Raw genomic sequence first — 21,533 nt, forward strand, 5'->3', positions numbered from 1 at the left:
CTTTCATCAAATGGGACGAGTTATGAAGTTATCGCCATCAGTTACGATTGAGCAAAGTGAAAGCGGACTTGAGTTTATTAAGGTTGCAAGCGAGTTTTGTACAGCGACGATTTTTTTACAAGGTGCACAAATTACTGAGTTCACGCCAACCGATAAAAAGCCACTATTATGGGTCTCTGAATTAGAAGATTACCAAGAAGGTAAAGGTGTGCGAGGTGGTATTCCGATTTGTTGGCCATGGTTTGGTGTAAGCCAACATGAAGGCTGGCCTGCGCATGGTGTTGCTCGCACAAGTTTATGGCGTGCTGAAGAAGTAAAAGAACAAGACGATTCTATTTATATCAGCTTGTCATTGCCTATGACGCAAATTGATGAAAAGTATTGGCCTTATAAAACTAAGCTATTAGCCGAGTTTATTTTAACCTCTAGTTTAGAGCTGCGTTTAACAACCACTAACTTAGATAACCAAACCGTACAGTTTACTCAAGCACTACACACATATTTCCCAACGCCTGCAATCGAAGAAACAAAAGTAGATGGTCTGCAAGGTGCGAAATACATCGAATTTGCAGAAGGGCCATTTGAGCAAAATGAACTCGTATCGTTTGCACGTGAAACAGACATGGTTTACACCGAAGCGAAAGATACGCAGCGTATCATCACGCCAGATGGCATTATTGAAGTAGGCCGCGAAAATTCAACATCGTGTGTACTGTGGAATCCATGGATCGAGAAATCAAAACGGTTATCAAATTTTGCTGATGACGAATATCACGTGATGTTGTGCCTAGAAGCCGCTAATGTACTTGACGATGCAGTAGAGCTTGCACCAGGTGCAAGCCATACACTTGCAACAAAACTACGCTGGGTATAATTTATAACATATAATAACTCAGTGTTAGCACGTAAGGCCGGCACCGCTGGCCTTTACAAGGAATTACCGTGTTTAGTAATCAACAAATAGAAACCCTTCCAAAGCATCAAACGATTCAATTTCAGCCACTTGCAGAAAATGCTATCTGGCAAGTACAAATAAATTGGCTATTATTTTACATCCCATTGATGCTCACAATTATTGTGGTTAGGCACTTAAATCAAGGTTTGACCGAGGCTGTTGCAGCACCTTGGTTAGCTATTTTACCTGTCCTTGTCGTAATCTCCCTGAGCTATAACTATTTTAGTGTGCGCGCCAAAGGCGTGGCTGTACGCGAACATGATATTGCATTTAAACGAGGTTTAATTTGGCAACAAGTTACCCTATTGCCTATTTCTCGCGTGCAGCACACCGAAATTCATCGCGGCCCAATTGAGCGAAAATTAGGCTTAGCAACACTCAGGCTTTATAGTGCGGGTGGCATGAGTGCTGATTTACATATCAGCGGTTTAACTGACGAGCAGTGCAATGATGTTCGCCAGTTTGTGCAGGGTTATGGTGATATCACATCAGCTCAAGATAATGAGTTTGCCGATGAATGATCAGCAATGGCAACGTGTCTCGCCATGGGCAATACTGTACTTTATTGTTCATTTTGCACTGCGCTTTATAAAAGATGGCCTTTTGAACTTATTGCCAATTTTGGTGCTATTTGTCACTCAAGTAGAGCAAAAAATGTTTTGGGGGCAGGTAGCCGCTTCAGTCGCTTCAATATTTTTAATGTTATATGCCTTTGCTTATTATCGTAATTTTAAATATCGCATAACGGATGGTAACGAAATACTGCTCAATAAAGGGGTATTCAAGAAAGAGCGATTAACCTTAAAGTTTGCTCGAGTGCAAAACGTAAATATTGCCGAACCTTTTTATTTTCAGCCGGTTAATTTAGTTAATTGTATATTTGATGCTGCCGGAAGTAGCGCTCAAGAAGCTGTGATCCCGGGAGTAAAGCTTAGCTATGCCGAGCATGTACGCGAACAAGTGATGGCGTTTAAGGCTCAGTTAGAACAACAAGAACAGCCGCCTATTGAGCAAAGCGAAGCCGTTAACAAGTCGCACACCTTAACGATTAGCAATGCTGAAATTGCTAAATTTGGTTTGATGTCGAACATGGCGATTTTGGCCTTAGCCGCACTGGCTCCATTTATGAATGTGATTCTTGAGTACCTCGAAAAAAATATCATAAACCGCCTTGAGGCCATGCTTAATGAGCAAGCTGCCTTCGTTGGCAGCGCCGCCGCAATAGCAGTGTTAATCATGGTTATTGCAATTGTTTTGTTTGCCATTTTACTGTCTGTAGTGATGGCTTTAGTGCGATTTTTTAATTTTAAGCTTTATTTTCAGGACGATAAGTTTAAGCGTGTGGCAGGTTTATTTGAGCGTCAGCAACTATCGATTAGCGTTTTGAAAATTCAAAGTGTGCAAATCAAACAGAATATTATTGCGCGTCTGCTGAATCGCTTTACCTTGATTTGCCCACAAGTAAGTAGTGGCGGTATAGCCGCTGGGGTCGCGGCACATAAAAATAAACAAACTTTTGTGATGCCAGTCTTAACTAAAGAGCAAGTGCAAACTGTGTGTCGTTGGTTATTTCCTTGGTTTGTTGATTTAACAGAGCTTCACTTTATAAAGCCAGAGCGGGCTTTACTTTATAAGAACACACTTTTATACGTGCTACTGCCAACTATAGTTTCTGCTTTAATTTTCAATGCTTTATTTAATGCTACTATGATGCTTTGGAGCATTTTAGTGGCTCTGTTGTTGATGATTGGTGTGTTTTTAAGTTATCAAAAAACAGGTATGGCGATGTATGAACATGATGGCCGTTTCTTTGCTGTATTTAAAACAGGCATGTTAGGTATTCAATATCGTGTTTTTGAAATTTACAAAGCGCAAAGCGTCACCACAATAAGCACTTATTTAATGCGCCGATCACAGCTTAAAAGCTTGTATATACAACTAGCTTCTGGCTCTGTATCAATGCCTTACTTAAAAGCAGAGCTGGCTGAGCAGTTTGCTGATTTCGCCCTATATGAAATAGAAGGCGTTGAGCGGAATTGGTTTTAAATGAAAATAATTATCAATAACTTTATTTTTGTGTTGATTTTAGGTATGATAGCGCAGTGTTAAGTAACTGGGCTCATAATGATTTATTTTTTACCTACTCTAGCTATCTTCGGTGTTGTCGCTTTATTGTACTTTGTTCATTCTAAAAAAGAGTGCACCGGGTTGTGTGTTAGCTTTGCTGTGACAGGCATCGCTTTGTTGTTAACAATGACCATGATGCTGGCTGGCTTAGGTGCGCTAAGAAGTAGTTTAATGTTTGCTGCGACTATTTTTATAATCTATCAACTGCTCGGTTTAGTTAGGCCAATTAAAATAGATTAATTTCTTACATTTTTTTACTACAATCACTTAAAAAATGTACGCATACTAATCCTTGAACTAAGCAACTTGCTAATCAAGGATTGTGATGAAAAAAGCCCTATTAACGGTGGCGCTACTTGCCGCTGGCCATGCTTCAAGTCAAGAGACTTGGCAAACTATTCATACCGAACACTTTAACGTGCATTTTAGTACGCAGAACCAGCAATGGGCCCGCTCCGCGGCAACCGAACTTGAAATTGTCCGCGATAAGGTATTAAAACAGCAAAACCGTGCCCTTGATGAAGTCGTCGATGTGTTGGTTTTTGACCCATTCAACGCCTCGAATGGCTTTGCTCTACCGGTGACAAACAAGCCTTTAATGGCCTTGTTTACAACACCACCGCAATCTGACACCGTGATTTCTAATACTGATGGTTGGCAGCAACTATTGATTTTGCATGAATATATTCATTTAGTGCACCTTGCTCAGCCTACACGAAGCGATATACGCCAAGCTATTCGCAATAGTTGGGATATTTACGATTTAGTTGATGGTGAAATGCCGCGCTGGGCCGCCGAAGGGTATGCAACCTTACTTGAGTCGAAAATGACTGGTCGCGGGCGTTTATACGATAACCTTTCAGAGGCAATACTGATTGAATTTGCACAACAAGGTGCGCTGCCACGGTATGGTCAGCTAAGCAGCACTGAAGGGGGCTTTTTAGCTGGTTCTATGGCGTATTTAATGGGGTCTCGCTTTCTTGCATGGCTTGAAGAGAATTATTCAGCGCAAACTCTTGATGCAGTTTGGACGCGCATGCAAGCGGTTAAGTCGCGTGATTTTGATGAGGCCTTTAGCGGCGTATTTGGCGACTCACCAGAACGACTCTATCGTCGTTTTATTGCCGAATATACCTACAAAGCTATGGCTAAAGAAGTAAGTGAGCAAGCACTTACAAGTAAGCTTTGGTTAGAACTTGATTTATACGCCTCGAACCCTGTTTTAAGTTTAGATAACAGTAAACTTGCTATTGTTGAGCGAAACAAAGATGACGAAACGCGTTTAGTTATTTACAGCACTGATGATAATCAACAGGCAGCAGATGACTTTGCGAAAGAACAGCAAGCGCTACTCGATGATGACCCTGCTGATATTGCTGATAAAGCACCGCGTGTTTTTAAACGTAAACAAAAACATGTGCTTCATCAAATTAATAGACAGGGCATAAAAAACCCACAGTGGTTAGACGAAAATACCCTGTTCTTCACCGCCACAACAACCGTTGCTAAAGGCGCAATTCAGGGTATTTCTGACTTATACCGTTATGATATTGAGACCGGAGAGGTCAGTGCATTGACGCATCATGCAGGGCTGCGCCGTTTTACAATTAGTGATAACGGACAAACGGTTTACGCTGAGCAAGCTAAGCATGGCTTTTCGGAGCTGGTGCGGTTTGATCTCAATACGGGTGTCGCAACACCTTTATTTGAGAAAAGCCTAGAAACGGTTTATGACTATCCATTATTAAGCCCTAATAAAACTCAGCTTGCTTATTTAAAAGCGACATTGAATGCTAATTGGCAGTTGTATATACAAGAGTTGGATGGTCAGCAGTCACATGCCGTGCCTATGCCTGAAGGCTATCAGTATGTATCACAGCCCAACTGGCAAGCTGATGGCAAAGGACTTTATTTTGTAGCGGGTAAAAATAAAGCTCTCGATTTGTATCATTATGATCTTCAAAGTAATTCACTAAGCCAATTAACACAAGGACAAGAAGCTGTCGCACACCCAATGGCAATGAACAATGGTGAACTTTTGTATTTATCGATCACTGCTGAAGGGCCGAACATTAAGCATTTTGCTGAGCAACCACACGGATTAGAGGTTGTTGAGTTTGCTAAAAGTGCAGCGCCACCACGAGGGCAAGTAACGAGCGAAGTATTACCTGAGGCGAAGATTTACCCGCAAAGCCCAACTGAGCCAGCCAATTATGATGTATGGCAGCAAAAGCCGACTTTTTCGCTGGCATCTCAATATTATTCAGCTTCATCTTCACTTCTTACCCTTGGGGTCAAAAGTAGTGACTTTTTAAAGCAGCTTGATTTACAAGCAGGCTATAGTGCTGATTTACATGATAAAGCATTGGAAGGGGTGTTCGCGGCGGTTAAGTACTCGAAATTTGATTTAAAATTTAAAGCGTTGTTATTTGATTACGACCTTGAAACAGCAAGGCAATACCATTCTCAAACGTTGCTGGACTTAAGTAACACTGGGGCACATTTTGCCATGAGTTACCCAATGCAGTTTCAACAACTTAGTATCACACCGAGCCTAAGCTATAACTACAGTGATTTTAGTGAAGGAGATGATCAATGGTTAACAGTTGGTCTTAAGCAAAAATGGCAACATGATAGGCAGCGTTATGGTTTTGCTCAGTCTGTGAGTGCCCAGTGGTTATCCGGTGATGCTGACTCAAACAATTGGCAGGGCTATAACTTTGCCACCGTATTGAGCGGTTATGCCTTTGATATTCCCGTTTATGTTAATTTCGCTCAGCAATATCGCGATGACAGCGCACTTGCTTTAGGTGGCTATGAGTCAAATTTAATTAATCAACAAACGCAAAGTGGCTTTATTGTTGCTCCAGAACTGCCGTTTATTAGCCAGCTAGGTGAGCGATATAAAGGTTATGGCGGGGGCATAAGTTACAAAGATTCACTGCCTTGGCTTTACTACCAACAGCATCAGGTTGATAACCGAGTCTATGCGCAAAGTTACGGGCTTAAATGGCAGGGAGATTTTAGTTTTGGTATGGGGCCTGCGGGCTTGAATGATGTAAATATTGACTTTGGCGTCGCCCGAGTAGAAGGCGACGACTTTGAAAATGATTTACGAGCATGGCTAAGTTTTTATTACTCGTTATAACTTAGTGTTTTTCAGATAAAGCGAAAAGCTTGGCGTGATAAAGCGCCAGTTTTTCGTCTTTATTTTCTATCTCTATGGCTTTTTCTAGCCACTCTTTACTGCGTTGTTCATTGCCTTGCTGATAACTAATAATTGCTAATTCAATATAGGGTTCAGATAAGTACGGGGCTAACGCAATAGCATTTTCAATCTGTTGCTTTGCTTTGTAATATTTACCATTGTTGCGAGCGTTAATCGCGGTTGCTAGCAATTCAAACGGATCTTGCTCAAGCAAAGCCAGTTGTGAGTTGATTTGCTCAACTAGTTCAGGATCATTAAGTTGCTTGGCGAGTACTGCGTAGTTGTGCAGTAAATTAGTATCATCAAGGTCATAGTGTATAGCTGTTTGGTAAATTCGCTTTGCGCCCGCTAAATCACCCGATTGGCGATGTAAAACTGCGGCTAAATTATAAAGTGAGGGTGCATGTGGTGTGTATTCGTTAGCTTTTAAAATGTAGCTGTAACTTAAATTGAATTGCTTTTTAGCCAAGGCCTCGCTTGCTAAGTTACTATAATAACGGCTAATTAAGTCTTTTAAATCGGCACGGCCTGAGTAAAAGCTACCACGCGCTGGAAAGTAATCGATGACAGTGCCTGGTTTTACTAAGTAATGCTCGTCCTCATTTAGAGGTGCGTAAACTTTTGTTCGAAAATGGCCCGATACATACACTATGTTGCTTTGTTTACTGTAAACCGGCTCACTCGACACCGCCTGAAAGCCTGTTTTAAGCCCAGCAAGCTGAGCATAAGCTTGGGTTAAAATGGCGAGGCTAATACAGTTACCTTGCTGCCTACGTAATGCCTCTTGCGCACTAAGGGTGGCACTATAATAGTTAAAGTTAGTGAGTTTATTTTCTAGGTAGTGATAAAGAATTTCATCGTCTCTTAAGTAGTCACCTTGGCGCTGCGTGAAATAATCAAGGAAACGTTTTTGTTCATCAGCAGGTAAAGTAAATAACGCGGGATCAGGTAATTCTACTTGTTGAAATTTCTCTGCGGCCATCAAGCTTGCGATACTAGGCGGCGCAGCAAGTTGTTGTTTAGTGCTTTTACAGCCAACCAAAAAAGCACTTAACACTAATGCATATATAACTGATTTCATTGCTTTCTCCTGCTGAGCACTCTTTGTTCAATGTACCCATATTGCCATAGCTATTCAAGCTGCTTAAAAAGTGTCATTGATTGTAAACACCCTGTATGGATATCTTGCCAGTAAGCGGTTGTTTGTTTTTTATTCTTTATTGCATTCTAGCGTTCTCTCATTACAATGCCGCGCTCTTTTAAAATGCATAAAAAACAAGGGTTTACTTTGTTTTTATGGCTAATTTATAAATTGCTAACTTATTAACTAAATTGTAACGAGAGAGGTCTATTTTGGCGCATTTTTTGCCGGTTATTTCATGCTTTATTTTGGCGTTTAGCTTTTATCCGCTTTTAAATAAAATCCGTAAAAATCGCAGTGTGTCGGGCGTTTCGTTATTAATGATGAGCTTTGGTGTTGCGCAAAGCGTGTATTTCATTACTTATAATCTGTTCTTTCAGCGCTTTTATATGGCACTACCATTTATTGTTACTGGTACGCTAAGCGCACTGATCCTTTACTACTTTGCTCGCTATAACGCAGCTCGTGCGCAGCGGTTACAATTGGTTGGATTGCTATTGCTGTCGATGATCCCTTTTTCTTTATTACTTAGCCCATCTCTTGAAACTGCAACAGTTCTCAATTGGTTAACCTATGTGGGGTTAGTCATGAGCTCTATTCGTGTTATGCCGCAGACTTATAAAACCATTAAAAGTGGTGATATTAGTAATTTAAGTGCGCGCTACTTTAGCCTGCAATTTGTTGCTGGAAGCTGCGGCCTCGCTGCCGAGCTTGCTATGGCGACACCGAGCGTGTCTCACATACTGACCTTTGTAATGATATTACTGACTAATGCCGCACAACTAGGGTGTATTCAGTATTATAAATCGCGCCCTGCAATGGCTTAAATTATGTAAAACAAAAAGGCTGCCAATTGGCAGCCTTTTTTGTGTTGCTTTGCTTATGCTTCGAGGGCTTTACTAATTAAGCGATCGATATATTGCTTATGCGCTTTAGCTGCGGTGTCTGCACCCCATGGCACGCTCATATCAGCAATTTGATTTAACTGATAAAGCGCAGCTGCTTTGGCTAGGTTGTCGTGCTTACTCGCTTTACCTAAACCAGCAATCGCGATTAGCTGATTCACATATTCAACTTGTAGATTGTGACTTAAGGTATTTGCTTTTTTGCTGTCTACAAAAATGCTTGCTGTTAAGTCATTCATAAATTGGTTAAGTGAATACTCGTTGCCATACATAGCGCTATCTGAAATACGCAGCATGACAGCCGGGTGTAATAACTGAGCAAGTACCAGCTTTTGCATGCCTAAAATCATGCCATGTGGTTTAGGGTCTTCGTTTTTACCATAATGGTTAAAACCACGACGTTGTTGTAGCAGGTAGTTATAAAGCGGCTGCATGCTAGCAAGCACATTTGGTGAGAACACTTTGTCAGCTAAAATTTGCATTGCATGTTGCTGACGCTCAAGTGGCACTGGCGTAAATGGTGCGCCATTTTTGTCATCGCCCACCACATTTCGCTCTACATAAACACCACCAATTTGACGAGATACTACGCCAGCTTGTGTGCGGTAGCTTCTAAATAAAATGTTGGCTGAGGTAACAAGTTGTTGGTATGACTCACCATCAACAGTGGCTTTGTCTTTAAGCTCAGTAAACAGCTTATTGATAAGCTCCATACGATCATCAGCATAAGCGGCAGGGTTAGATGACATATCGCCAATCATCACACGAGGGTCGATATGACGCCCAGGAGCACGCATGTCATCAGCATCATTACCAAAAGCTAAAGCGTGCTCAGATGAACGAGCGAGAATTTTTTCAAGGCGCTGTTGTTCGGCATCTTTATCAGCTAAAGCTGGGCTATAGCCATATTCAATCGCCCAATCGTCATAAGGGCCGGGTTTTGTTTGGAATATATCACCTTGCTGCATGCCAATAGGGGCAATGTTTGCTGGTGCATAATCCATCACCGAGCCAGTTACGATACCTTGGGTTTTACTTTTATCGTGAACTTCTTTTTCATCCCACAAAATTGACGATTTCATATTGTGGTTAAGGCCAAGGGTATGGCCTACTTCGTGTAACACCAGTTGAGTTAAGCCTTGGCGTAAAATTTCTTTGTCTTCAATGCTTGCACCTGTGCCTAAGCCTTTAGCAAGTATCATGTTTTCTTGAATGCTGTGACCTAGTGAGCAATGTAATTCAGGGTTATTTTGGCTCGTTTCAAGCGTAGCTGCACCTTGCGTGTATAAGGTGTCATACATCCAGCGGTTTTTCATGAAAACATACTCTAACATGATGTCAGAGCCTAAGATCTCACCGGTTAATGGGTTCGCAAGGGCTGGGCCATAACCGCCAAATGGAGGGCGTGGTGATGCAGTCCAGCGCAATACATTGTAGTTAATATCGCCAGCATCCCAATCAGCGTCATCAGGTTGTATTTTTACTTCGATAGCATTTTTAAAGCCTGCTTTTTCAAATGAGCTGTTCCAAGCTAACACTGCATCACGAATAGTATCTCGCCACTCAACTGGCGTGGTATTTTCAATCCACCAAGTAATTGGTTTAACTGGTTCAGAAAGTGCGGCTGATGGGTCTTTCTTCTGTAGGTCCCAGCGCTTGATTACATCTTCATACGGTGCCCAGTCTGCAGATGTCATATTATCGAATTGATTGGTGAAATAACCAATTCGTGCATCATCTAAACGTGGTTGATAGTTGTTGCTTGGCAGTGCGACAAATGAGTGTTGTACTTTAATTGATACATTACGTGGATCGCTTACTGCACTTGAGCCACGTACTTTTGGCTCGGCATTAGTAAACACGTAATCAACAACAACATCGAGATTATTTGGGTAAGGGCGTTGCGTGGTGATGCGTGATTTTTTGTCGTCTAATTTTCCAAGTTTAAAGCGTTTGCTAGCATCTTTATCTTTTGGATTTACCCAAGGTGATACCTTATGCAGTGCTTCACTTAAAAAAAGCTTATCAACGTTAAATGCTATTTTGCCGTTTTCTTCTTTTTCAATTTTAATACTAGCAAGTACAGCTTCGCTTATGTTGGCATCGGCAGCGCGAGCAAGCGCTGAGCTTTCGTCAAATTTGTAGCGAGGAGTTTTACTTACAATATCAATACGGTCAAAATATTTACGAAATTCAATTAATTTTGTTTCACGGTATGCCCCTCTGAAATGACCCGCATCTGTAACACCGTCAACTGTGTGGGCAAAGTATACAAAGGGTGTATCAAGCTGAGATTGGTCTATAACCATTAGGTTATTACCGGTCTTGTCATCTTGGTAGAGAGTAAAGATACCAGCATATTCACTTTTATCTTTGATCATTTCGGCAAGTGTTTCTGGCTTTTTTTCTTCTTTTTTAGCTGCAATAGCATGGCCATTCATGGCAAGCGCTAGGCTTAATGCCAAAGCAATATTTGTTATTTTCATTCTAATTGTTCCTTTAATTATTTCTCAAATCAGTTTAATGAAATAAACCCATGATAAAAGGCTATTTGTTAACAAGTGTAAGGGCTGCTTTGTAATTCTTTGATATTATTTTACTTTTGTTTGTAACAAATTGTTCTTAATTGGCGTTTTTTAAATTTGTTGCCAATTTTGCCTGTTTTGTAACAGTTACTTACAAATGTCACATTAATGTTTCTGTCAGCTTTGGTATGATATGGGCAGTTAAAATATTAAAGGTGTAAGTTATGAGCACGAGATTACTAAAATGGATATTGCCAATCGTTGCTTTAGCGGTCGGTATTATTGGCTTTATGGGTATCAATGCTATTGCCCAAGAACCAAAAGACAAGGAAGTGGTAGATGTTCGACCTCTTGTCCAAGTTGAACCTGTTGCCAGCGATGATCATCAAGTGGTTATTAATAGCTACGGTGAAGTGAAGCCACTTGAAAGTACATTATTGGCATCGCAAGTCGCAGGCGAAGTGACCAGTTGGCATCCAAACTTTGTACCCGGTGGAATTGTCGCTCGTGGTGAAGTGTTATTCACTATCGAGAAAGACAACTACGAAGCCGCTGTACTTCAAGCTGAAGCATCATTAGCAAGTGCTCAAGCAGCTCTGATTGAAGAGCAAGCACAAGCTAAAGTTGCATTGGATGAGGCAAGACGCTATCCAGAGCGCGAGCGCACGGACTTATTCTTACGTAAACCTCAAGTTTTAAGCGCGCAAGCAGCTGTTAAATCAGCGCAAGCAGCACTTAAACGTGCTGAGCGTGACCTTGCGCGTTGTGAAGTGAGAGCACCTTACGATGCGTTAGTGATCAGCCGTGAAATTGGTGTTGGTCAATACATAAATGTAGGTAGCCAGGTTGCTGAGCTAAATAACATTGAAAGTGCAGAAATCATTGTACCAATTGCTGGCTTTGACAGCGTGTTTTTACCTAAGCGCTTAAAAGGCGTTAAAGCGACCATTATCAATAAGGGCTTAAACAGCTTTACTCGTGAAGCAGAGATTGACCGCGATCTAGGCGTTGTAGATAACGCGACACGTATGAGCAACTTAGTGGTTCGTGTTGAAGACCCATACGGTTTAAAGCATGACGTACAACCAATTAAATTTGGTGCTTATGTACAAGTTAACTTTGCGGGTGCCATGTTACAAAATATCTATCGTTTACCGCAGTCTTTGGTAAATAACCAAACAGTGTGGATTGTAAATGATGAGAATAAACTTGAACCACGAAAAGTAACTGTAGTGCGTGAAGAAGGTGAGTACTTCTACATTAGTGATGGCCTTGAAGTGAATGACCAGCTTGTTCTTACTTTACCTGAGTACCCTCAAGCGGGTATGGAAGTAAAGATTGCCGGTATGAAAGAAATGACAAGCGATGCAGAAACTGCAGCGGTTGAAAAGCTTTAAGGTAACACTATGACTGATACAAACACAGAAAAGCAGTCAGGCCTGATAGCCTATTTTGCTAATAACTCGGTCGCTGCTAACTTAATGATGGTGTTTATCATCATCATGGGGATCATTAGTTATTTCACTATTCAGCGCCAGATGTTCCCGAATGTTGAAATTAACTATATTGAAGTACAGGCCAATTATCCGGGGGCCTCACCACAAGAAATTGAAGAAAGTATTCTGATCAAAATTGAAGAGTCACTAAAAGATGTTACCGAAATTAAGCGCGGTGTTTACCGCTCGTTTCGAAATAGTGGCCGTGCCAGTCTTGAGATAAACACAGATGCTGAGCTCACTGATGTGCTCGACAAAGTGAAGTTACGCGTCGACAGTATTGCCACGTTCCCTGCGGGAATGGAGCCTGTCACCATTAGTCAGGTTGAATTTCGTCAAGACGTGATTGGTATGACGCTCGTTGGTGATATTCCGCTGACAGAGTTAAAGCCTGTAGCAAATCAAATTGAAGATGAGTTGCTGCAATTATCAAACGTATCGCTGGTGCAAAACGATGTGCCGTTAGATGAAATAGCGATTGAAATTGACCCAGACTCACTGCGCCAATACAACTTAACGTTAAGTGATGTAGCTGGTGCTGTTCGTCGTTATTCAGCCAACATCTCTGCCGGCCAATTACGCACTGATGCAGGTATTATCTCTGTTCGTGTTGAAAACCAATATTACAGTGGTGAAGAGTTCCGCCAAATTCCAGTCAAGGTGGGGGCTAATGGTGCGAAGGTATTGTTGCAAGATATCGCTGTAATTAAAGATCAATTTATTGAAGGTGAACGCTACTTTAAATTTAACGGCGAAAATGCGGTTTATTTGTCTGTAAAAGCAACCAAAGAACAAAACATGATCCCGGTTGCAGATTCAGTGAAAGCGTATATTGATAAGAAAAACAAAGAGCTGCCTGCGGGCTTGCGTCTTGAACCTCTTATGGATATGACCTATTACCTTAACGCACGTTTAGACATGATGAAAACCAACCTAATTCAAGGGGCTATCTTGGTTGCCATTATGTTGTCTATCTTCTTACGCTTTAAGTTAGCGCTTTGGGTGATGATTGGTTTACCTGTGTGTTTCTTGGGCGCAATGATGATGATGCCATTATTTGGTATCAGTATTAATATCGTGTCGTTATTTGCATTCATTATGGTGCTGGGGATCGTGGTCGACGATGCCATAGTCATAGGGGAAAGCGCCTACACCGAAATTGAGAAAAAAGGCGGTGGTGTTGTCAATGTAGTGAATGGTGCAAAACGTGTTGCTACCCCAGCTACATTTGGTGTACTGACTACGATTGCTGTGTTTGCACCGTTTACATTATCAAGCGGGCCAGAAAGTGCATTTTTCTTTGGTATCGCGGTGGTGGTTATTCTGTGTCTAATATTCAGTTTGATTGAGTCGAAGCTTATATTACCTGCTCATATCGCCCACACTAAATTTCCGCCTATTAATCCAAACAGCTGGCGTGCTCGTTTTAATAAGCGCTTTTTTAAGTTTGTAAATGGTCCTTATAAAGCATTTATCGTACGTTGTGTTGAATGGCGCTGGCTTGTTTTATTTTCTTTTGTGGGCTTATTAATTATGACGTTTGGTTTGATTTCATCAAATCAAGTGCGTGTTGTTCCAACCCCAAAAGTACCGCATGATTTCCCGCAAATTCGTTTAGAAATGAATGAAAATGCGTCGGATATTCAAACCATTAACGCAATTCGAGAAATTGAAGCGATGGTGGTTAATGTTGATAAAGAAACCGAGCGTGAATTTGGTCAAAAACTTATTCGTGACATTTTAGTCTTTAACCAAGGGCGAACTGAAGCGCAGCTTTTAGCGCCACTTGTTGATGAAGATCTTCGTCCATACAACGCATTTGAATTATCTCGTCGCTGGCGTGAGCAAATGCCAAGTATTGCCGGTGTCAAATCATTACAAATTTACGATGATGTGAATGGTGGCGGCATGGATGGTGAGTTTGGCTACTTACTGTATGGGCCTGACATCGATACATTGAATGAGGCAGGTCGTCGCTTTATTCAATTACTGCAACAGCAAAAAGGCTTATTTGATATTAGCTCAACCATCGACCCGGCGAGCAAAGAAGTGCAATTAAGCTTAAAACCTGTGGCATATGATTTAGGGTTAGATCTTGCCAATATCGCAAACCAAGTTGGCGCAAGCTTCTACGGTGGTGAAGCACAACGTGTTATTCGCCGTGGCGAAGAAGTGCGCGTAATGGTGCGTTACCCTAAACTGACACGTGAAGCATTTGCATCTCTTAAACATGCAGTAATTACAACACCTGAAGGTAAAGAAGTACTATTAGGTGACGTTGTAGAGCTGACTGAAAAGCCAGGTATTAGCTATATTCGCCGCGAAGGAGGTTATCGAACTGTGTATATTTATGGCAGTATCGATGAAGAAGCGATTGAGCCAGGCGAAGTCGTTAAGCAAGTTAAAGAGACTCTGTTACCGCAACTTAAAGAAGAGTATCCATCAGTAAAAACTGAGCTAGGTGGCTCAATTGAAGAGCAGCAAGCACAAGCTAATGAGCAAATTATGTTCTTCATTGGTGGTATGATTTTAGTGTATATCTTGCTTGCAGTACCGCTTAAGAGCTATTCGCAACCACTCATTGTAATGTCGGTTATTCCATTTAGCTTAACCGGTGCAATTTGGGGTCACTTATGGTTTGGTCTAGACATTAGTTTAATGTCGGGCTTTGGCTTAATCGCTGCTGCAGGGGTGGTGATCAATGACTCACTGGTCATGACTGACTTTGTAAACCAAGCGCGTCGCGAAGGGCTTTCTACACGTGAAGCAGTTATAGAAGCAGGGTGTGCACGTTTTAGAGCAATCACACTGACTTCAATTACGACCTTTGCCGGTGTATTACCAATTATGTTTGAAACCAGCTTACAAGCTAAGTTCGTAATTCCAATGGCAGTAGCACTTGGTTTTGCGGTAATGTTCGCAACCTTAATTACATTAGTACTTGTTCCATGTTTGTACATTGTAATGAGTGATGTGGGCAATGGTGTTCTTAATATCTTCCGTGCAGGTTATAGAGTGGTTACCAGAACTAAGCCAGCTCATAATTAGTACAGACTAGCTATTTAAAAGCCAACCAAACGGTTGGCTTTTTTGTTACTAAAATATAGTAACTATTTGCTATATATAATGTTTGATTACATTCTTTTGTTTGATTTGTTTTCTGGTCGCGATTATACTCATTTTGTTTTTGGCAAACTAACTGAAAGGTTAGGACGCAAAGTTTCCGGTCTAAGGTTTTAAGACTATGATAGCGGGACCGCTGATAAGCACATAATCTACGTGCTTTGGTTCTTTTGCCTCAAACTTTACATAAATATTTTGTTCGATTGTTACTATAGTACCTATTCGTTGCTCTTAGGGTGATATTTTGTTTATGCATACGTCAATGGCCTCTGGAAGATGGTTGCCAATTGGTTGCTTAAATCATCATACCCAACTTTTTGTTGGTGATAAGGTGATAGTGACCTTTTATGACATGCAAGGAGAGCTAGTCGATTTATCATTCGAATATGCAATTGTGAGCTCAGATGATGGAGAGCCTCATAATTGGCCTCGCTCTGTGGCTGAACATATTAATGTGCATATTCCGTTGGTTAAAGCGGGCAAAATGACAGAGCAAGGTTTGGTGGTTGCATACCGTTCAAACCAAATTTATGCCCTAGAAGGTTCGGGTATAACACATGTAAAAGTGGCGTTTAATTGCATCGCTAAATGTGAAGAGCGAGTACAAGATAGATTAAACGAGTATGACTATGTCTACCCACAAGCATGCAATGATTACAATGCAGGTGTAAAAGTACTTCAACCTAAAACGGGTCATATTTACATGTGCAAGCCATGGCCGTTTAGTGAATTTTGCCGTGTTAAAGATTCACATAACCCACTCTTTGAACCGGGAGTTGGGAAAAGTTGGGCTATGGCGTGGCAACAAGTGTCACATTAACAGTTTCCCCCTAAATGCTATTTTAGCATTGCTTAGCCCACTCAATTTGAGTGGGCTTTTTTAATACCAACCCGCAATAATACTTAATCATTTTGAGGGATTAAACCTGTCGCTAACTGCGTTAAAAATTTCTCATTTAGAACAACTAAATAAGGAAATTTTTGCCTTGTTATCAACAAGGTTTTATTGCCTCAAAATAGACTGCTTAATTAAGCTGATTGGTATAATTCTGTGATAAACTGCCAGCAATTCGTTTTTTACTTTGGTTTTTTCTTGTGTCATCAAAATCGTATTCTTTGTCTTTATTAGCGCATCCACCTGTTGCCAAAAAACATCCTCATCAATTAACTACTCACCAACAGACTCGCACCGATAATTATTATTGGATGCGTGATGATGAGCGTGAAAATGAGGATGTATTAGCGCACCTAAATGCCGAAAACGATTATTGCGACAAGCAACTAGCAGACATGAAACCTCTGCGCGAACAATTATTTAATGAGTTAAAAGACCGTATTGTAAAAGACGACAACACGGTACCTGTGAAAGATGGTCAGTTTTGGTATCACTCAGAAGTACGTGGCGATGATGAATATGCGCGCCATTATCGCAGCAGCTCAATAGAAGCGCGCGATAAGCACTTGTTGTTAGATGTAAATCAATTAGCCGGCGATTACGAATTTTATGAGTTGGGCGAAGTGGCTATTAGCCCTGACGAACAGCTACTTGCTTACTCAGAAGACACCGAAGGTCGCCGTATATATACCGTGCGTTTTAAAAATATTGCTAATGGTGAGATGTTTAGTGATGTTATCGAAAACACCGAAGGTCAAGTGGTATGGGCTAATGACAGTAAAACCGTTTTTTATGTGAAAAAAGACTTACAAACTTTGTTGGGTTTTCAGGTTTACCGCCATGTTTTAGGCACTCCGCAAGCTGATGACGTATTGGTTTATGAAGAACAAGATAAAAGCTTCTTCATGGGGCTTGGCAAAAGCCGCGATGAAAGCCTTATCATAATTGATCTTGCAACTACAGAAACAAACGATACTTGGGTGCTAGATGCTAATAACCCAGAGGGGGAGTTTAGCGCTTTAATGCCACGCGAAGAAGGCCATGAGTTCGATGTCGATAAGCTAGGTGACACCTTTTACATTGTGACTAACTGGCAAGCGAAAAACTTTCGCTTAATGACTGCGACACAAAGTACCGTTGGCGATAAAAGTCTTTGGCAAGAACATACCCCGCATCGCGAAAACGTGTTGTTAGAAGGGGTTGAGATATTCGATGACTACCTTATCCTCACTGAGCGAGAGCTAGGCCAAACACGTTTTGTGGTAGTTAATCAGCACGATCAGCGCCTTACTTTAGAGTTTGATGATCCTTGTTATTATGCCGCAATTGCAATGAACCCAGAGCCGAATGTGAGCACTGCACGCATTTACTATTCGAGCTTAACAACGCCGGGTTCTTTGTATGATGTTGATTTAAAAACCGGGAACAAAACCTTATTAAAACAACAGCAAGTACTCGGCGAATTTGACCCGCAAAACTACCGTTCAGAGCGTTTAATGATCACCGCAAGAGATGGCGAACAAGTGCCGGTGTCTTTGGTTTATCGTATTGATAAATTTAATAAAGATGGCACTAACCCACTACTGCAATATGGCTATGGTGCGTACGGAATTACCATCGATCCTAGCTTTTCAAGCAGCTCATTAAGTTTGCTAGACCGTGGCTTTGTTTATGCGATTGCGCATATTCGTGGTGGCGAAATGCTAGGCCGTCACTGGTATGAACAAGGTAAAAAGCAATATAAGCAAAACAGCTTTAGTGACTTTATTGATGTTACGCGTGCTCTTACTACGCAAGGCTATGCACACCCAGAAAAAGTATTTGCCTCTGGTGGTAGTGCTGGAGGGTTACTGATGGGGGCTGTAGTAAATCAAGCTCCTGAGCTTTATTTAGGTATCGGTTGTCATGTGCCATTTTTAGATGTGCTAACCACCATGCTAGATGAGAGTATTCCTCTTACTACGAATGAATATGACGAGTGGGGCAATCCAAATGACCCTGCGTTTTATGATGTGATTCAGGCATATTCGCCGTACGATAATATTAAGCCGCAGGACTACCCTAATATTCTCGTAACTACCGGCTTTCATGACTCTCAAGTGCAATACTGGGAGCCAATGAAGTGGGTGGCAAAACTGCGTGAATTTAAAACTGATGACAACATTTTGGTGTTTAAAACCGATATGGATGCAGGCCATGGCGGCGCATCTGGTCGTTTTAAAAGCCTTGAAGAAAAGGCATTAGAAATGGCGTTTTTTATTGCTTTATTACCGAATTAAGGCTTAGATAAATAAGTAAATAACGTTTATAAGCGTAAACTTAAGTTGTATTTCAAAGGGGTAAGCATGTTTAAAGCCCATGGTGATTGGCGCTATTTTGTTGAGCCGCCAGTGATTTATGTGGAAATGAGCGGCAGCTTTAACAAAGAGGCGGTTGCTTCATTTAGCATTGAAGTCGGTCAAGAAATCATGAAATACCCTGAACAGTCAATTCAGTATGCGGTAGTGAATTTGGAGCAATTTGAATTAGCGACGGCTGATAGTATTGAGATTGCAAAGGCTTACTTTCAGGCCGTAAAAGCGCGGGGCTACAAACGTGTTGATTATATTAAAGCAAATATCATTGCCCGCAATTTGTTAGAGGTAGTTTGGTCGGGGGTAGAAATGGATATTTATTTTCACCTAGATGCCGAGAGTCTTTTTCAAGCAAGGCCCGAGTACGAAAATTTAAGAAAGTGGTTAAAGTAAAAAAGCCCTCAATTGAGGGCTTTTTAGTCTCTGTTCTAAACATTAACCAAGGTAAGCTTTTAACATCCAAACAAGTTTCTCTTGTTCTTTAATGTAGTCACCCATTAATGATGCTGTACCTTCGTCGTCCGCATCACCTGCTTGCGCTAAGATTTCACGCTGCATCTGAATAAGCGTGCTGTAACCCGCTAAAAGATTTTCAACAGCAGCAGTACCTTCAGTGATATTTTTAGCTTCACTGATCTTGCTTGCTTCAATGTACTCAGAGAATGCATGCACAGGTGTACCACCTAAGGTTAAAATACGCTCTGCAATCTCATCTACTTTCTCAAGTAGTAAGTTATAAATTTCTTCAAATTTAAGGTGTAATTCAAAAAAGTTTCGACCTTTGATATTCCAATGGAAACCACGTGCGTTCATGTATTGAATTTGGTAGCAGCTTAGTAAAGAGTTTAGTGAATTTACGATGTCTTCACTTTTTGCGCTGTTTAAACCAATTGCATTTACCTGTGACATAGATTGCTCCTTAAAAAAACCGTTAATTGTTTACTTGCTAGTGCTTGGTGTTAAGTATTAGCCATCTTGGTTAATCTGTAAAATGGTTTAATTCGAACACCGTGATAGGTTTTAGCTATCAAAGGCGGTTTTTACCCGCTAGTGCACTATCAACATAACATTGAATTACCTGTTATATAGACTTGGGGCAACTGAGCAAAAAATCTACCTTATTTTGCAGATATGCAAAAATTAAGCAGAAAGTATGATCTAAAACAAAGTTTGTATTAGCTGATAAACACGCCGATTTAGAACTTGATTTAGGTCAAAAAAGCAACGAAATAGAAGCGCATAATGACCTTACCGCATTTAACCAGGAGAATAAAAATGGACGGTAAAACAGTTAAAGAAAGTAAAGCTGAAATAGTTGTTGTAGTGATTGCATTACTTGCATTTGTTATCGGTTTAGTAGGTCATTTAGCAGGCGCTAGCTTCGCAAACTTTGATACCTTTGGTTACATTGCTGCACCAGTACCACTGATTTTAGGGGTCATTGTATTAATCTCATACAAAGTGGCTGCAAGTGCTGAAGATTAAAGTATTACTCACTTTGATTTATAAGCTTAATAATGTAATCCATCACTTGGCGTGAGTAGATCATACTGGTGTGACTCAAATGAAACACCTTATGCTCTGCCATGCCATTGAGTTTGGTTTCATCTATCAAAACCGTACCATCAGAAACACTGCCTTTGGCAATCAGTGGCATTAGCCCTATTGGTAAGTCGCCAGCAATACTATAAAGCTTGGCATTAAACGGCCAATCCCCATTCTCTGATAATAAAAATTCCACACTGTTTTTTAACAGCATTTCAAAGCCTTTTTGCTGCATTTGCTTAGCAATATGGCTGCCTTTATGTGGGGTGCCTAAGGTGATCACCTTTTCGACATGGCGACTTTGTAGTGAATTGGCTTCAAGGTAAGCGCGGGCGACTAACCCCCCCATTGAATGGCAAACCAAGGCGGTTGGCTTACCATTAATAAAGCGATCAATCTTATCGAAAATTGCAGCTCTATCGGGGGAGAGTGTATTGTAGGTCAAATTGAGTATTTTAAGCCCTGACTTTTCGAGACGCGCACACAGAGGGCGCATCACAAAGCCTGACATATAAAGTCCGTGTAATACTACAACCTGCCTAATTGCCATCGCATTCCTTACATTAACTGTTGCGGTTTAATTTCGATATTTGCTGTATCTGAGCTAACCCATACTTCGCCATCTTGAACTGTGATGGTGAGCTTAATATTACGATCGGCTAACTCTGCTAGTGCTTGGGTAGCAGCATAATCGAGACTAAAAATACTCAAGTTTTTAAAATCATACAACTTAGGCTGATGTTTTTGCCACCAAATTGCTTGGTTATTTTCACCGTAAGTATACAAAACAACTTGCTTGGCTTTATTGCAGGCTTTTTTTAGACGTTTTTCATCAGGTAAACCTAACTCAATCCATAATTCAATTTCTTCGCTGTAGTTAATGTGCCAAAGCTCTGGCTCGTCATCTGCGCATAAGCCTTTCGTAAACTCTAAGCCTTCACGAGCATTAAGTGCAAAAGCTAACAAGCGGATCATCAAGCGTTGTTCGGTTTCTGATGGATGTTGTGCCAGTGTTAAATTGAAATCTTGATAAATGTGGCGGTCCATATCGCTTAGCGATAATTGCGCTTTAATAATGGTTGATTTAAGAGCCATAACTGCTTACTTGAAAAAATTTGCGCCATTATAGCGCAATTAATCTTACCGACGCTTAAATATCTCCAGCGAAACTTTTGGTTAATCCTTATTTATTATCACAGGCAGCATTCATAAACCTAAATTACGCCGGTGACATTTTAGTCACATTTACTTTGCTAACG

The 21,533-nt window shown here is 41.0% G+C and carries 17 protein-coding genes and 1 riboswitch; of the genes, 12 read left to right on the forward strand and 5 right to left on the reverse strand.

The window, feature by feature from the left end:
• Window positions 1-22: 22 nt before the first annotated feature.
• From NH454_RS10605 to NH454_RS10625, 5 genes are all read left to right on the forward strand, one after another.
• Window positions 23-874, forward strand: coding sequence for a D-hexose-6-phosphate mutarotase (locus tag NH454_RS10605; RefSeq protein WP_135923019.1), 852 nt, complete (start codon window positions 23-25; stop codon window positions 872-874).
• 68 nt (window positions 875-942) lie between these two features.
• Window positions 943-1,476: a PH domain-containing protein gene (locus NH454_RS10610; RefSeq protein WP_135923018.1), complete on the forward strand. Its 534-nt coding sequence runs from the start codon at window positions 943-945 to the stop codon at window positions 1,474-1,476.
• On the forward strand, window positions 1,469-3,001 hold the full coding sequence (locus NH454_RS10615; protein WP_253039025.1) for a PH domain-containing protein: 1,533 nt from the start codon (window positions 1,469-1,471) through the stop codon (window positions 2,999-3,001). Before NH454_RS10610 ends, NH454_RS10615 begins: the two co-directional genes overlap by 8 nt.
• A gap of 78 nt (window positions 3,002-3,079) precedes the next feature.
• On the forward strand, window positions 3,080-3,322 hold the full coding sequence (locus NH454_RS10620; RefSeq protein WP_135923016.1) for a hypothetical protein: 243 nt from the start codon (window positions 3,080-3,082) through the stop codon (window positions 3,320-3,322).
• A gap of 85 nt (window positions 3,323-3,407) precedes the next feature.
• Window positions 3,408-6,230, forward strand: a complete 2,823-nt coding sequence (locus NH454_RS10625; protein ID WP_253039026.1) for a hypothetical protein — start codon at window positions 3,408-3,410, stop codon at window positions 6,228-6,230.
• Between the two features lies 1 nt (window position 6,231).
• Here the strand turns inward: NH454_RS10625 and NH454_RS10630 are convergent, their stop codons facing one another.
• Entirely contained in the window at window positions 6,232-7,371 is a 1,140-nt protein-coding gene (locus NH454_RS10630; protein WP_253039027.1) for a hypothetical protein, read from the reverse strand.
• 272 nt (window positions 7,372-7,643) lie between these two features.
• Here NH454_RS10630 and NH454_RS10635 point away from each other — a divergent pair, with 272 nt between their 5' ends.
• A complete protein-coding gene (locus tag NH454_RS10635) occupies window positions 7,644-8,258 on the forward strand; it encodes a PQ-loop domain-containing transporter (protein ID WP_135923013.1) in 615 nt (204 codons plus the stop codon).
• 53 nt (window positions 8,259-8,311) lie between these two features.
• Here the strand turns inward: NH454_RS10635 and NH454_RS10640 are convergent, their stop codons facing one another.
• The gene (locus NH454_RS10640) at window positions 8,312-10,822 is read right to left on the reverse strand and encodes a zinc-dependent metalloprotease (protein WP_253039028.1); all 2,511 of its coding nucleotides are present in this window, start codon (window positions 10,820-10,822) and stop codon (window positions 8,312-8,314) included.
• Window positions 10,823-11,085: 263 nt separating this feature from the next.
• On the opposite strand from NH454_RS10640, the gene NH454_RS10645 reads away from it, so the two are divergent.
• The 5 genes from NH454_RS10645 to NH454_RS10665 all read left to right on the forward strand — a co-directional run bounded on the left by NH454_RS10645 (window position 11,086) and on the right by NH454_RS10665 (window position 19,122).
• Complete coding sequence (locus tag NH454_RS10645; protein ID WP_135923011.1) at window positions 11,086-12,258, forward strand: efflux RND transporter periplasmic adaptor subunit; 1,173 nt, start codon at window positions 11,086-11,088, stop codon at window positions 12,256-12,258.
• Between the two features lie 9 nt (window positions 12,259-12,267).
• The gene (locus NH454_RS10650) at window positions 12,268-15,405 is read left to right on the forward strand and encodes an efflux RND transporter permease subunit (RefSeq protein WP_135923010.1); all 3,138 of its coding nucleotides are present in this window, start codon (window positions 12,268-12,270) and stop codon (window positions 15,403-15,405) included.
• A gap of 131 nt (window positions 15,406-15,536) precedes the next feature.
• A riboswitch (cyclic di-GMP riboswitch) is annotated at window positions 15,537-15,621 on the forward strand.
• 109 nt (window positions 15,622-15,730) lie between these two features.
• Window positions 15,731-16,300: a chitin-binding protein gene (locus NH454_RS10655; protein WP_135923009.1), complete on the forward strand. Its 570-nt coding sequence runs from the start codon at window positions 15,731-15,733 to the stop codon at window positions 16,298-16,300.
• 275 nt (window positions 16,301-16,575) lie between these two features.
• Window positions 16,576-18,654, forward strand: a complete 2,079-nt coding sequence (locus tag NH454_RS10660) for a S9 family peptidase (protein ID WP_253039029.1) — start codon at window positions 16,576-16,578, stop codon at window positions 18,652-18,654.
• 66 nt (window positions 18,655-18,720) lie between these two features.
• Window positions 18,721-19,122: a hypothetical protein gene (locus NH454_RS10665; RefSeq protein ID WP_253039030.1), complete on the forward strand. Its 402-nt coding sequence runs from the start codon at window positions 18,721-18,723 to the stop codon at window positions 19,120-19,122.
• 42 nt (window positions 19,123-19,164) lie between these two features.
• Here the strand turns inward: NH454_RS10665 and NH454_RS10670 are convergent, their stop codons facing one another.
• Window positions 19,165-19,638, reverse strand: a complete 474-nt coding sequence (locus NH454_RS10670) for a Dps family protein (protein WP_054552310.1) — start codon at window positions 19,636-19,638, stop codon at window positions 19,165-19,167.
• Between the two features lie 366 nt (window positions 19,639-20,004).
• Between NH454_RS10670 and NH454_RS10675 the strand changes: the two genes are divergently transcribed.
• Window positions 20,005-20,214 carry a hypothetical protein gene (locus tag NH454_RS10675; protein ID WP_253039031.1) on the forward strand — a complete coding sequence of 70 codons (210 nt, stop codon included), beginning with the start codon at window positions 20,005-20,007 and terminating at the stop codon, window positions 20,212-20,214.
• Between the two features lie 4 nt (window positions 20,215-20,218).
• Here NH454_RS10675 and NH454_RS10680 read toward each other — a convergent pair whose 3' ends face one another.
• Together NH454_RS10680 and NH454_RS10685 are read right to left on the reverse strand one after the other, a co-directional pair.
• Window positions 20,219-20,824, reverse strand: a complete 606-nt coding sequence (locus NH454_RS10680) for an alpha/beta hydrolase (protein ID WP_135923006.1) — start codon at window positions 20,822-20,824, stop codon at window positions 20,219-20,221.
• 8 nt (window positions 20,825-20,832) lie between these two features.
• Entirely contained in the window at window positions 20,833-21,369 is a 537-nt protein-coding gene (locus tag NH454_RS10685; protein ID WP_138558096.1) for a YaeQ family protein, read from the reverse strand.
• Window positions 21,370-21,533: the final 164 nt, after the last annotated feature.

It is taken from the genome of Pseudoalteromonas sp. Ps84H-4, assembly GCF_024124645.1.
In the GTDB taxonomy this organism is placed as follows: domain Bacteria; phylum Pseudomonadota; class Gammaproteobacteria; order Enterobacterales; family Alteromonadaceae; genus Pseudoalteromonas; species Pseudoalteromonas lipolytica_C.